Here is a 12256-nt window from a genome sequence, read left to right on the forward strand (position 1 = left end):
CATAAAAAAACCCCGGCTAGCCGGGGTTTTTCATTTCAGGCGAACGAAGCTTACGCGACGCGTGCCGTCGGCTCGACGCCGGCCGCTTCGGCCAGTGCGAGCGCCTTGTCGGTCGCTTCCCACGAGAATTCCGGCTCTTCGCGGCCGAAGTGGCCGTAAGCAGCCGTCTTCTCGTAGATCGGGCGCAGCAGGTCGAGCATCTTGATGATGCCCTTCGGACGCAGGTCGAAATGCTCGCGCACGAGCTTCGTGATCACCGCATCCGACACGCGGCCCGTGCCGAACGTGTTGACCATCACCGAGGTCGGCTCGGCGACGCCGATCGCGTACGACACCTGGATCAGCGCGCGCGACGCGAGGCCGGCGGCGACGATGTTCTTCGCGACGTAGCGGCCTGCGTACGCAGCCGAACGGTCGACCTTCGACGGATCCTTGCCCGAGAACGCGCCGCCGCCGTGCGGTGCGGCACCGCCGTACGTGTCGACGATGATCTTGCGGCCGGTCAGGCCGCAATCGCCCTGCGGGCCGCCGATCACGAACCGGCCGGTCGGGTTCACCAGGAACTTGATGTCGCCCTTGATCAGGTCGGCCGGCAGCGTCGGCTTGATGATTTCCTCAATCACGGCTTCGCGCAGCGCGGGCAGTTCGATGTCCGGTGCGTGCTGCGTCGACAGCACGACGGTGTCGATCGAATGCGGCTTGCCGTCGACGTAGCGGACGGTGACCTGCGACTTCGCGTCCGGGCGCAGCCATTGCAGGCGGCCGTCGCGGCGCAGGCTGGCCTGGCGCTCGACGAGACGGTGCGACAGGTAGATCGGCAGCGGCATCAGTTCCGGCGTTTCATCGCACGCGTAACCGAACATCAGACCCTGGTCGCCCGCGCCCTGATCGAGGTTGTCGTCGTGTGCACGATCGACGCCCTGGGCGATGTCCGGCGACTGCTTGTCGTACGCGACGAGCACCGCGCAACCCTTGTAGTCGATGCCGTAGTCGGTGTTGTCGTAGCCGATGCGCTTGATCGTGTCGCGCGCGATCTGGATGTAGTCGATGTTGGCCGTCGTGGTGATTTCACCGGCCAGGACGACGAGACCCGTGTTGCACAGCGTTTCCGCCGCGACGCGGGAATACTTGTCTTGCTCGAGGATGGCGTCGAGGATCGCGTCCGAGATTTGGTCCGCGACCTTGTCCGGATGGCCTTCGGAGACGGATTCGGACGTGAAGAGATAATCGTTTGCCACTTTTTCAGGCTCCTGTGTGGTTACGGTTGGTTTCACGTAGCCAGCTTCGTTGGGCCTGAAGCGGCGACGCTTTAGCGGATTACCAGGACCGGGCAGCGCGTATGACGCCAACCGGCTTCGCCCCGCAAGTTGTCAGTTAACTCGGCGAAGCCCGTATTATAGCGGCTTTCCTGAATTGTCACAGAGCGCCGCCCGTGCTGCATCTTCCGCTGTCTCACCTACCTGTTCGCAACGCGCCGGCCAGCCGGTCCCACGGAGGTTTCGCATGCTAGGTCGTCTAGGCACGCACCTCGCCATTGGCTTGCTGAAACTGCTCGCCCTGTTGCCGTACGGCCTGACCGCACGGTTCGGCGATGGTCTCGGCTGGCTGCTCTACAAGATCCCCAGCCGGCGAAAACGCATCGTACACACCAATCTGAAACTCTGCTTCCCGGATTGGAGCGACGCACGCCGCGAGGAAGTGGCAGGCCAGCATTTCCGCCATGCGATCCGCAGCTACGTCGAGCGCAGCGTGCAGTGGTTCGGCTCGGAGAAAAAGCTCGCGAAGCTGATCCAGGTCGACAGCGCGGTCGACCTCGACGATCCGGACCTGCCGCCGACGCTGTTCCTCGGCCTGCACTTCGTCGGCATCGAAGCCGGCTCGATCTGGCTGAACCGTTCGCTCCACCGCCGCTGCGGGTCGCTCTACCAGCCGTTCTCGAACGCCGTGCTCGAGGAAGAGGCGAAGAAGGCGCGCGGGCGTTTCGACGCCGAGATGGTCGGCCGCGCGGACAGCGCGCGCGTCGTGCTGCGCTGGCTGCGCGACCGCAAGCCGGTGATGCTCGGCGCCGACATGGATTACGGGCTGCGCAATTCGACGTTCGTCCCGTTCTTCGGCGTGCCCGCGTGCACGCTGACGGCGGTCGGCCGGCTCGCGAAGACGGGCCGCGCGCAGGTCGTGCCGTTCATCGGCGAAGTGCTGCCGAACTACAAGGGTTATCGCCTGAAGGTATTCAAGCCGTGGGATCACTACCCGACGGGCGACGACGATCTCGACGCGCGGCGGATGAACGAATTCCTCGAGGAACAGATCCCGCTGATGCCCGAGCAATACTATTGGGTCCACAAGCGCTTCAAGACGCGCCCGGCCGGCGAGCCGAGCCTGTACTGACCCCGCCCGAAGACGTTCGCAGGCGGGCCGTCACGCGCGCGCCCTCGCCACCTTCGGCGCGCCCGCCACAGATCGTGGGCCGCCTGCTGCGCGAGCCACAGATCGGCCCGCCCCCCGTTTTCCTCGCCGAGCCACGCTTCGAGGCGCAGCGCCATTTCCGGCGAGATGCCGGCATGGCGGTGCAGGATCCGCGACAGTGCGGCACGCGTCACGCCCAGCTGCGACGCGGCCTCGGTGACGGTCAGGCCGAGCGCCGGCAGCACGTCGTCGCGCAGCGTGTCGCCCGGATGGGGCGGATTGAAGATGCGGTTCATGGCTTGAATGAGCTCGCTGGAGGTTGACAGGGCGTATGGCGAAACAATACGAATCGCCGGGTGGCCTCATCAATTGAACGAGTACGAAAATGCCCGGAACGCCCGCGCAGGACGCCCCTGTCGGCTCCATGTATCATTTGCGGTTGAGATCAGCACGACGAACGAGGCTGCCCGGCATGGCGCGGCGTCGCGCGCGCCGCGCTGACCGCCTTGTTCGCCATGGAAATCCGGACCCAGTGAAACTCTCGTTCACCAAGATGCACGGCGCGGGCAACGACTTCGTCGTGCTCGACGGCTATTCGCGCGCATTGCCGCCGCTCACCGAAGCGCAGGTGCGCGCGCTCGCCAACCGCCACTTCGGCATCGGCGCCGATCAGTTGCTGCTCGTCGAAAAACCGACCGTCGACGGCGTCGATTTCAAGTACCGGATCTTCAATTGCGACGGCGGCGAGGTCGAACATTGCGGCAACGGCGCGCGCTGCTTCGTGAAGTTCGTCAGCGACCGCGGCCTGACCGACAAGCGCAGCGTGCGCGTGCAGGTGATGAAGGGCCTGATCACGCTGACGATGCAGGACAACGGCGAAGTCGTCGTCGACATGGGTGCGCCCGTGTTCTCGCCGGCGCAGGTGCCGTTCGATACGGCCGGTCCAGGCGCGGCGGGCCTCGACGGCCGCACCGAGGGGCGCGACACGTTGTGGCCGCTCGACGTCGGCGGCGCGACGCGCTGGATCTCGACGGTGTCGATGGGCAACCCGCACGCGGTGCAGATCGTCGACGACGCCGAAGCGTATCCGGTGCTCGAGGAAGGCCCGCTGATCGAGCACCACGCGCGCTTCCCGGAGCGCGTGAACGCCGGCTTCATGCAGATCGTGTCGCGCAGCGAAGTGCGGCTGCGCGTGTACGAACGCGCGGCGGGCGAGACGCTCGCGTGCGGCACCGGTGCGTGCGCGGCGGTCGCGGCCGGCATCCGGCGCGGCCTGCTCGATTCGCCCGTGACCGTGCACACGCACGGCGGCACGCTGACGATCAGCTGGGACGGCGCACGCGACGAAGCTGCCGCGCTGATGATGGCCGGGCCCGCCACGACCGTGTTCGAAGGCGAGATCGACCTGCCCGCCTGACCCTGCAACGTCCTTGATAACTGAACGCTCCAGCCACATGAACGATCGCGAAGTCGCCGACTACCTGCTCGCCAATCCAGAATTCTTCGCGCAGCACGCCGAACTGCTCGCGACGATCCGCCTCGCGAACCCGCACGGCAAGGCCGCGATCTCGCTGCAAGAGCGGCAGATGGAGATGTTGCGCGACAAGAACAAGCATCTCGAGCGCCGGCTCGCCGAACTCGTGCGCTACGGCCACGAGAACGACAGCCTGTCCGCGAAGTTCAGCCGCTGGACCGCCCGCGTGATCGCGGAACGCGATCCGTATGCGCTGCCGCGCACGATCGCCGACGGCATCGCCGACGTATTCGACGTGCCGCAGACGGCACTGCGCGTGTGGGACGTCGCCGACACCTATTCGCAGGCCGACTTCGCGCGCCAGGTCGGCGAGGAAGTGCGCCTGTTCACGAACGGCCTGTCGACGCCGTACTGCGGCGCGAACACGGGCTTCGAGGCCGCGCAGTGGCTTGCACCCGCGGTCGCCGCCCCGGCCGCGAATGCGGCGGAAGGCGCGGAAGCCGCACCGCCGGCCGGCGACGGCTCGGCCGCATCGGTCGCGCTGCTCGCGCTACGCGCGCCGCTCGCCGGCACCGATGCGCCCGCGTTCGGCCTGCTCGTACTGGGTTCGCCCGACCCGCGCCGCTTCCACGACGGGATGGCCACCGACTTCCTCGCGCAGATCGCAACGCTCGCGAGCGCCGCGCTCACGCGCCTGCTGCCGCACTGAGCCTGCCGCACGCGATGACAGACGATCCGGTCGCCGCCTACCTGTCGAACCTGAAGCACGTCAGGCAGCTGTCGGAGCACACGCTGCGCGCCTATACGCACGAACTCGACGAACTGAAGAAGCTTGCGGCCGGCCGGCCACTCGAAGTGCTGACGGCCGCCGACATGCGCGGCGCGGTCGCGCGCGCACATTCGGGCGGGCTGTCCGCACGGTCGATCTCGCATCGGCTGTCCGCGTGGCGCGCGTTCTACCGCTGGCTCGCGCAGCGCATCGACATGCCCGCGAACCCGGTCGCCGCGGTGCGCGCGCCGAAACGCCCGAAGACCTTGCCGAAGGCGCTGTCGGTCGACGACGCATCGGCCCTGATGGACGCACCGCTCGCCGGCACGACCGAAGGCATCCGCGATCACGCGATCCTCGAGCTGTTCTATTCGTCGGGGCTGCGCCTCGCGGAGCTGATCGGGCTCGACGTCATGTACACGCAGGCCGACGGCTACCGCTCGGCCGGCTGGCTCGATCTCGCCGAAGCCGAAGTCACCGTGCGCGGCAAGGGCAACAAGGAGCGCAAGGTGCCGGTCGGCCGCAAGGCAATCGATGCGCTGAACGCATGGCTCGCGGTGCGCGACGAATTCGTGAAGCACGATCCGCATCCGCTGTTCGTGTCCGTGCGCGGCAACCGGATGTCGCCGGGCGTCGTGCGCGAGCGCGTGAAGCGCGCGGCGCTCGCCGCGGGCATCCCCGCCAACGTCCATCCGCACGTGCTGCGCCACTCGTTCGCGACGCACGTGCTGCAGTCGAGCGGCGACCTGCGCGCGGTGCAGGAACTGCTCGGCCACGCGAGCGTGTCCGCCACGCAGGTCTATACGTCGCTCGACTTCCAGCATCTCGCGAAGATTTACGACAGCGCGCATCCGCGCGCGAAGAAGCGCGACTGACGCGCGTCCCGTGTTACCCGCCGTGCGCGGCGACCGGCCACGGCCGGCTTCGCGCACGGCCCATTTCGATCTCATCATGCAAACCGTCACCCTCAAGCCGTCCAAGGACAAATCGCTGCTGCGCCGCCATCCGTGGATCTACGCCAATGCGATCGACCGCGTCGACGGCAAGCCCGCGCCCGGCGCGACCGTGATCGTGCGCGCGCACGACGGCCGCTTTCTCGCGCGCGGCGCGTACAGCCCGCAGTCGCAGATCCGCGTGCGCGTGTGGAGCTTCGACGAGAACGAGCCGATCGACCACGCGTTCTTCAAGCGCCGCGTGCAGCGCGCCGTTGCGCACCGCACGACGATGGTGTCGGGCACGGGCGCGGTGCGGCTCGTGTTCGGCGAAGCCGACGGGTTGCCGGGGCTGATCGTCGACTACTACGTCGCGGACACCGCCGAAGCCGGCGCGGCGCCGCGCGGCCAGCTCGTCTGCCAGTTCATGGCCGCGGGCGTCGAAGCATGGAAGGACGCGATCGTGAAGGCGCTCGTCGGCGCGACCGGCTGCCCGAACGTGTACGAGCGCTCGGACGTGTCGATCCGCGACAAGGAAGGGCTCGAGCAGACGACCGGCGTGCTGGCAGGAGACGCGCCGCCCGCGACGCTGATCGCGAACGAAAACGGCGTGCGCTATCACGTCGACGTGCCGAACGGCCACAAGACAGGCTTCTACGTCGACCAGCGCGACAACCGCGCGCTGGTTGCGCAGTACGCGGCCGAGCGCGACGTGCTGAACTGCTTCTGCTACACCGGCGGCTTCTCGCTCGCGGCGCTCAAGGGCGGCGCGAAGCGTGTCGTGTCGATCGACTCGTCGGGCGATGCGCTCGCGCTTGCGCAGCAGAACGTCGTCGCCAACGGTTTCGACGCCGAACGCGCGACCTGGCTCGACGCCGACGCGTTCAAGACGCTGCGCCGCCTCGTCGACGAAGGCGAACGTTTCGACCTGATCGTGCTCGATCCGCCGAAGTTCGCGCCGACCCGCGACAGCGTCGATCGCGCGGCGCGCGCGTACAAGGACATCAACCTGAGCGGCTTCAAGCTGCTGCGTCCGGGCGGCCTGCTGTTCACGTACTCGTGCTCGGGTGCGATCGACATGGACCTGTTCCAGAAGATCGTCGCGGGCGCGGCCGCCGACGCGAAGGTCGACGCGCGCATCCTGAAGCGCCTCGGCGCGGGCGTCGATCACCCGCTGCTCGCGGCGTTCCCGGAAGGGGAATATCTGAAGGGCCTGCTGTTGCAAATCGTCTGATCGCCCCGATCTACGCGCGTAACCGTCCGCCGGCCGCGCCCTGGCGCCCGGCGGATCCGCGCTCCCGCCTGTCGTTCGGACGACGGGCGAGGGCTTGACAGGTATGTTTCAATGGATGGTTGTGCGCCCCGGCTGGCAAAGCCCCGGGCGCGACGCACATCCCGGTTTTGACCCCGATTCACGAACCACAGGCGATTGACATGGCCACTCCCGTCACCATCCTCACCGGCTTCCTCGGCAGCGGCAAGACGACGCTGCTCAAGCGCATCCTGAACGAACAGCACGGCATGAAGATCGCCGTGATCGAGAACGAGTTCGGCGAAGAGAACATCGACAACGAAATCCTCATCCAGGATTCGAACGAGCAGATCATCCAGATGAGCAACGGCTGCATCTGCTGCACGATCCGCGGCGACCTCGCCCGCGCGCTCGGCGACCTGGCCGCGAAGAAGCGCGAAGGCAAGCTCGACTTCGACCGCATCGTGATCGAAACCACCGGCCTTGCGAACCCGGGCCCCGTCGCGCAAACCTTCTTCATCGACAGCGAAATCGCCGACGACTTCCTGCTCGACGCGGTCATCACGCTGGTCGACGCGAAGCACGCGAACGCGCAGCTCGACGAGCACGAAGTCGTGCAGCGCCAGGTCGGCTTCGCCGACCGGCTGTTCATCACGAAGTCGGACCTGGTCGACGACCCGACCGTGGCCGGCCTGAAGCACCGCCTGATGCACATGAACCCGAAGGCCGCGATCAAGGTCGTGAACTTCGGCGAAGCCGACATCAAGGAAATCTTCGACCTGCGCGGCTTCAACCTGAACGCGAAGCTCGAGATCGACCCCGACTTCCTCGCCGAGGACGATCACGCGCATCACCACCACGATCACGACCATGATCACGATCACGCCAATTGCGACCACGATCACGGTCAATGCGCGCACGATCACGACCACGGCCACCACCATCACCACCACGCGCACCACGACGACAAGATCAAGTCGTTCGTGTACCGCAACGACCGCCCGTTCGACCCGAACAAGCTGGAAGACTTCCTCGGCGGCATCCTGCAGATCTACGGCGAGCGGATGCTGCGCTACAAGGGCGTGCTGTACATGAAGGGCGTCGATCGCAAGGTCGTGTTCCAGGGCGTGCACCAGATGATGGGCAGCGACCTCGCGTCGAAGTGGCTGCCGGTCGAGAAGAAGACGAACAAGATGGTGTTCATCGGCGTCGATCTGCCGCAGGACCTGATCACCGACGGCCTCGACGCCTGCCTCGCCTGACGCGCACGGGGCAACCGCCGCACACGCCGCCGGGCGGCCGCCTCGCGGGCGGTTGCGGCGGCCGCGGAGCGCCCGTTTCGGGCAGGGTTTCGCCGTCATCGCTTTTTCGCGATTTGCGCGTTATATTTTCTAGATATTGGCGCAGCCGACGGGGATCGACCCGATACGGCGCCCGCTTGCGATTCAGTTACAATACGTGCCCGCTGGAGTACGGCAACAAACAGGCCCGGTTCTTGCTGAACCAGTTTTCCGGGCATCGCAACCGCGCCGGATCGCCAATCCGCCTCCCGGCCGCGGCCGATGCGATGTGCCGCGCAGCACACCGGTTCGCAGCGCGCGCAACTCCGCGCCAGGCCTATCCTGGTATTTGAGAACCGGTTTTCCAGAGGCTTTCGGCCCCGCGGCGGCAAATCGCAAATGATTGCAAGCGCGGTTGCGGGTAATCCCAAAGTGCAGGCAATATCTCTCGATTTGCCGCACATTGAAGAAGCAAGCAGATGACGAAGAAACTCTTGACCGAAGCCGAAATCCTGAAGATGAGCGACAAGGATTACATGAATGAGGATCAGCTCGCCTTCTTCAAAAATCGGCTCGAACAGTTGCAGGCGGACATCCTCAAGAATGCAGGCCAGACGACCGAGAACCTGCGCGAGACGGTGATCGTCCCCGATCCCGCCGATCGCGCGACGATCGAGGAAGAGCACGCGCTCGAGCTGCGCACGCGCGATCGCGAACGCAAGCTCCTCAAGAAGGTTCAGCAGTCGCTCGCCCGCATCGATTCCGGCGATTACGGCTGGTGCGAGGAAACCGGCGAGCCGATCGGCATTCCGCGGCTGCTCGCCCGTCCGACCGCCACGCTGTCGCTCGAGGCGCAGGAGCGCCGCGAGTTGCGCCAGAAGCTGTTCGGCGACTGATCGAGCGGCGTTCCGCTCAAACACGCTGCTTCCCGAAAGCGCGCGGCCTGCCGCGCGCTTTTTGTTTTTCCGGCACCGGCTCGCGGTTGGCCGGTTTTCCGATTTGCCGCCCGCCTCTTGATATCCCCGCGCCCGCCCTAAAATGAAACGGACGCGCGCCGGGCCGCTTCCCGGCGCACTGCGAGTTACGCGGCGGCGCCTCGCGCCGCCCGACTCTTCCCCGTTTTTCTCAAGGAACGCAGATGGAGCAATTTCACGGCACGACCATCGTTTCGGTCCGGCGCGGCGACAAGGTCGCGCTCGGCGGCGACGGCCAGGTAACCCTCGGCAACATCGTCATGAAGGGTGGCGCGCGGAAAGTGCGGCGGATCTACAACAACCAGGTGCTGGTCGGATTCGCGGGCGGCACCGCCGATGCGTTCTCGCTGCTCGACCGCTTCGAGGCGAAGCTCGAGAAGCACCAGGGCAACCTGACCCGCGCGGCCGTCGAGCTCGCGAAGGACTGGCGCACCGACCGGATGCTGCGCCGCCTCGAGGCGATGCTGATTACGGCCGATGCCACCACCACGCTCGTGATCACCGGCAACGGCGACGTGCTCGACCCCGAGGAAGGCATCTGCGCGATCGGTTCGGGCGGCGCGTATGCGCAGGCCGCGGCCCGCGCGCTCGCGGAGAACACCGAGCTGTCGCCGCGCGAGATCGTCGAGAAGTCGCTGAAGATTGCCGGCGACATGTGCATCTACACGAACCACAACCGCATCATCGAAACGATCGAGTAAGGACCGCACCATGAGCACCATGACCCCTGCCGAGATCGTCTCGGAACTCGACAAGCACATCATCGGCCAGGCCAAGGCGAAGAAGGCCGTCGCGGTCGCGCTGCGCAACCGCTGGCGCCGCCAGCAGGTCGCCGACCCGCTGCGCCAGGAAATCACGCCGAAGAACATCCTGATGATCGGGCCGACGGGCGTCGGCAAGACCGAAATCGCACGCCGCCTCGCGAAGCTCGCCGATGCGCCGTTCATCAAGATCGAGGCGACCAAGTTCACCGAGGTCGGCTACGTCGGCCGCGACGTCGACAGCATCGTGCGCGACCTGATCGAGATCTCGGTCAAGCAGACGCGCGAATCCGAGATGCGCAAGGTGCGCAGCAAGGCCACCGACCAGGCGGAAGACCGCATCCTCGACATCCTGCTGCCTCAGCCGCGCGCAGTGGGCTTCGGCGGCAATGCCGACCACGCGAACGACGACAACAACGCGACGCGCCAGACCTTCCGCAAGCGCCTGCGCGAAGGCCAGCTCGACGACAAGGAAGTCGAACTCGACCTCGAGCAGCCGTCGGCCGGCATGGACATCATGGCACCGCCGGGGATGGAAGAGATGACCGAGCAGATCCGCTCGATGTTCTCGAACCTCGGCAGCGGCAAGAAGCAGCGTCGCAAGGTGAAGATCAAGGAAGCGCTGAAGCTGCTGACCGACGAGGAAGCGGCGAAGATGCTGAACGACGAGGAAGTGAAGACGAAGGCCGTGCAGAACGTCGAGCAGAACGGCATCGTGTTCCTCGACGAGATCGACAAGATCACGTCGCGCAACAACGAAGGCAGCGGCGGCGAAGTGTCGCGCCAGGGCGTGCAGCGCGACCTGCTGCCGCTCGTCGAAGGCACGACGGTCAACACGAAGTACGGGATGGTGAAGACCGATCACATCCTGTTCATCGCGAGCGGCGCGTTCCACCTCGCGAAGCCGAGCGACCTGATTCCCGAACTGCAGGGCCGCTTCCCGATCCGCGTCGAGCTCGACTCGCTGTCGGTGAACGATTTCGAGGCGATCCTCGTCGCCACCGATGCCAGCCTCGTCAAGCAGTACCAGGCGCTGCTCGCGACCGAAGACGTGCAGCTCGAATTCGCCGACGACGGCATCCGCCGTCTCGCGGAGATCGCGTATGCGGTCAACGAGAAGACCGAGAACATCGGTGCGCGCCGGCTGTACACGGTGATCGAGAAACTGCTCGAGGAAGTGTCGTTCTCGGCCGGCAACCATGCCGGCGAGCGCGTGACGATCGACGCGAAGTATGTCGACCGTGCGCTCGGCGAAGTGTCGCAGGACGAAGACCTGTCGCGCTACGTGCTGTAACGCGCGCGGCGTCCGACGAAAAACGGGCGGCCCCTTGCGGGGTCGCCCGTTTTTTCATGGTCAGGCGATGCGGCGCCCGTGCCTGCCCCTCGAATGCGGCTGATGGCAAGCACGCTGGTGCGTCCCTATAATCCGGACTCCTCCGGCCAAGTACCGACGCATTCGTCACTACCTTCGAATGACCATCTACCCTTCCGTCGCCGGCCGAATCGTGCCGGCCTTGCTCGCGCTCACGCGCGCCGACATCCTGTCGCTCATGCGCCGGATCAGGCGGGATTCGCTGCGGCGCTACAACGTCGCGTTCGTACTCGCGTGGCTGGGCACGCTGGCGGGCATCGCACTCGCCAGCGTGGCGTTCAGCCTCGGCATCCAGTTCGTCGTGCGTGGCGTATCGGCAACGCCGTGGCCGCTGGCCAACGCCATCGTCATCGGCGGATGCGCGCCGCTGCTCGCCAACGTCTTCTACTCGGCGCTGCTCACGCTCCTGCTGAAACGCGAGATCGTCGCCAGCCTGTCGCGCGCCCCGGCCGCACCCGGCTGACGCGCCGGGCGCCAGTGCCCGCTTACTGCCGCACCGGCTTCTTCGCGAGCTTGCGCTGCAGCGTGCGGCGGTGCATGTTCAGCGCGCGCGCCGTCGCCGAGATGTTGTTGTTGTTCTCGGCCAGCACGCGCTGGATGTGCTCCCATTCGAGCCGGTCGACCGACAGCACGACCGGATTCTCGAGCGCTTCGTCGGCCTGCACTTCGGTCGCGTTGGTCTGCAGCGCGGCCAGGATCGACTCGACGTTCGCGGGTTTCGCGAGATAGTTGTCGGCGCCTTCCTTCACCGCCTGCACGGCGGTCGCGATGCTCGCGTAGCCGGTCAGCACCAGGATCCGCGCATCGGGCTGCAGGTCGCACAGCGGCGCGATCAGGCTCAGGCCCGAATCCTCGCCGAGATGCAGGTCGACGGTGATGAACTGGAACTTGCCGCCCGCGGCGAGCCGCAGCGCCGCCTCCTTGTCGTGCGCCTGCTGGACCGCATAACCGCGGCGCTCGAGGCCGCGCGCGAGCGTGCCCGCGAACACCTCGTTGTCGTCGATCACCAGGAAATTGTTCTCGCTCATGTGGTTTC

At 66.4% G+C, this 12256-nt stretch carries 13 protein-coding genes; 10 read left to right on the forward strand and 3 right to left on the reverse strand.

Annotation, left to right across the window (positions count from 1 at the left end; translation table 11 throughout):
• Positions 1–50: 50 nt before the first annotated feature.
• Positions 51–1238: a methionine adenosyltransferase gene (gene metK, locus VK92_RS16840; protein ID WP_011353531.1), complete on the reverse strand. Its 1188-nt coding sequence runs from the start codon at positions 1236–1238 to the stop codon at positions 51–53.
• Between the two features lie 265 nt (positions 1239–1503).
• Between metK and lpxL the strand changes: the two genes are divergently transcribed.
• On the forward strand, positions 1504–2388 hold the full coding sequence (lpxL, locus tag VK92_RS16845) for a lauroyl acyltransferase LpxL (protein ID WP_021163506.1): 885 nt from the start codon (positions 1504–1506) through the stop codon (positions 2386–2388).
• Here lpxL and VK92_RS16850 read toward each other — a convergent pair.
• Complete coding sequence (locus tag VK92_RS16850; protein WP_231600710.1) at positions 2331–2702, reverse strand: HigA family addiction module antitoxin; 372 nt, start codon at positions 2700–2702, stop codon at positions 2331–2333. The genes lpxL and VK92_RS16850 overlap by 58 nt on opposite strands.
• A gap of 176 nt (positions 2703–2878) precedes the next feature.
• On the opposite strand from VK92_RS16850, the gene dapF reads away from it, so the two are divergent.
• The 9 genes from dapF (at position 2879) to VK92_RS16895 (ending at position 11683) form a co-directional block, all read left to right on the forward strand.
• Complete coding sequence (gene dapF, locus VK92_RS16855; RefSeq protein WP_082160909.1) at positions 2879–3823, forward strand: diaminopimelate epimerase; 945 nt, start codon at positions 2879–2881, stop codon at positions 3821–3823.
• Positions 3824–3860: 37 nt separating this feature from the next.
• Positions 3861–4589 carry a DUF484 family protein gene (locus tag VK92_RS16860; protein ID WP_048025614.1) on the forward strand — a complete coding sequence of 243 codons (729 nt, stop codon included), beginning with the start codon at positions 3861–3863 and terminating at the stop codon, positions 4587–4589.
• Between the two features lie 14 nt (positions 4590–4603).
• On the forward strand, positions 4604–5524 hold the full coding sequence (gene xerC, locus VK92_RS16865; protein ID WP_048025615.1) for a tyrosine recombinase XerC: 921 nt from the start codon (positions 4604–4606) through the stop codon (positions 5522–5524).
• Positions 5525–5600: 76 nt separating this feature from the next.
• On the forward strand, positions 5601–6815 hold the full coding sequence (locus tag VK92_RS16870) for a class I SAM-dependent rRNA methyltransferase (protein ID WP_048025616.1): 1215 nt from the start codon (positions 5601–5603) through the stop codon (positions 6813–6815).
• 200 nt (positions 6816–7015) lie between these two features.
• Positions 7016–8095, forward strand: coding sequence for a CobW family GTP-binding protein (locus VK92_RS16875; RefSeq protein ID WP_048025617.1), 1080 nt, complete (start codon positions 7016–7018; stop codon positions 8093–8095).
• A gap of 497 nt (positions 8096–8592) precedes the next feature.
• Positions 8593–9009, forward strand: coding sequence for an RNA polymerase-binding protein DksA (gene dksA / locus VK92_RS16880; RefSeq protein WP_006477498.1), 417 nt, complete (start codon positions 8593–8595; stop codon positions 9007–9009).
• Positions 9010–9251: 242 nt separating this feature from the next.
• Positions 9252–9788 (forward strand): ATP-dependent protease subunit HslV, encoded by a 537-nt coding sequence (gene hslV / locus VK92_RS16885; protein ID WP_021156275.1) that lies wholly within the window; start codon positions 9252–9254, stop codon positions 9786–9788.
• 10 nt (positions 9789–9798) lie between these two features.
• On the forward strand, positions 9799–11142 hold the full coding sequence (gene hslU, locus VK92_RS16890) for an ATP-dependent protease ATPase subunit HslU (RefSeq protein WP_042972634.1): 1344 nt from the start codon (positions 9799–9801) through the stop codon (positions 11140–11142).
• A 211-nt stretch (positions 11143–11353) separates the two neighbouring features.
• Positions 11354–11683: a hypothetical protein gene (locus VK92_RS16895; protein WP_231600712.1), complete on the forward strand. Its 330-nt coding sequence runs from the start codon at positions 11354–11356 to the stop codon at positions 11681–11683.
• 22 nt (positions 11684–11705) lie between these two features.
• Here the strand turns inward: VK92_RS16895 and VK92_RS16900 are convergent, their stop codons facing one another.
• Positions 11706–12248 carry a response regulator transcription factor gene (locus VK92_RS16900; protein WP_021156278.1) on the reverse strand — a complete coding sequence of 181 codons (543 nt, stop codon included), beginning with the start codon at positions 12246–12248 and terminating at the stop codon, positions 11706–11708.
• Positions 12249–12256 lie beyond the last annotated feature (8 nt).

It is taken from the genome of Burkholderia sp. LK4, assembly GCF_001043615.1.
GTDB classification, from domain to species: Bacteria; Pseudomonadota; Gammaproteobacteria; order Burkholderiales; family Burkholderiaceae; genus Burkholderia; species Burkholderia cepacia.

Bases quoted from the DNA above. Each gene is read 5' to 3' on its own strand.
- VK92_RS16875 (WP_048025617.1), top strand. From the start codon at position 7,016: ATGGCCACTCCCGTCACCATCCTCACCGGCTTCCTCGGCAGCGGCAAG.
- dapF (WP_082160909.1), top strand. From the start codon at position 2,879: ATGGCGCGGCGTCGCGCGCGCCGCGCTGACCGCCTTGTTCGCCATGGA.
- dksA (WP_006477498.1), top strand. From the start codon at position 8,593: ATGACGAAGAAACTCTTGACCGAAGCCGAAATCCTGAAGATGAGCGAC.
- xerC (WP_048025615.1), top strand. From the start codon at position 4,604: ATGACAGACGATCCGGTCGCCGCCTACCTGTCGAACCTGAAGCACGTC.
- VK92_RS16850 (WP_231600710.1), bottom strand. From the start codon at position 2,702: ATGAACCGCATCTTCAATCCGCCCCATCCGGGCGACACGCTGCGCGAC.
- hslU (WP_042972634.1), top strand. From the start codon at position 9,799: ATGAGCACCATGACCCCTGCCGAGATCGTCTCGGAACTCGACAAGCAC.
- lpxL (WP_021163506.1), top strand. From the start codon at position 1,504: ATGCTAGGTCGTCTAGGCACGCACCTCGCCATTGGCTTGCTGAAACTG.
- VK92_RS16860 (WP_048025614.1), top strand. From the start codon at position 3,861: ATGAACGATCGCGAAGTCGCCGACTACCTGCTCGCCAATCCAGAATTC.
- VK92_RS16900 (WP_021156278.1), bottom strand. From the start codon at position 12,248: ATGAGCGAGAACAATTTCCTGGTGATCGACGACAACGAGGTGTTCGCG.
- VK92_RS16870 (WP_048025616.1), top strand. From the start codon at position 5,601: ATGCAAACCGTCACCCTCAAGCCGTCCAAGGACAAATCGCTGCTGCGC.
- hslV (WP_021156275.1), top strand. From the start codon at position 9,252: ATGGAGCAATTTCACGGCACGACCATCGTTTCGGTCCGGCGCGGCGAC.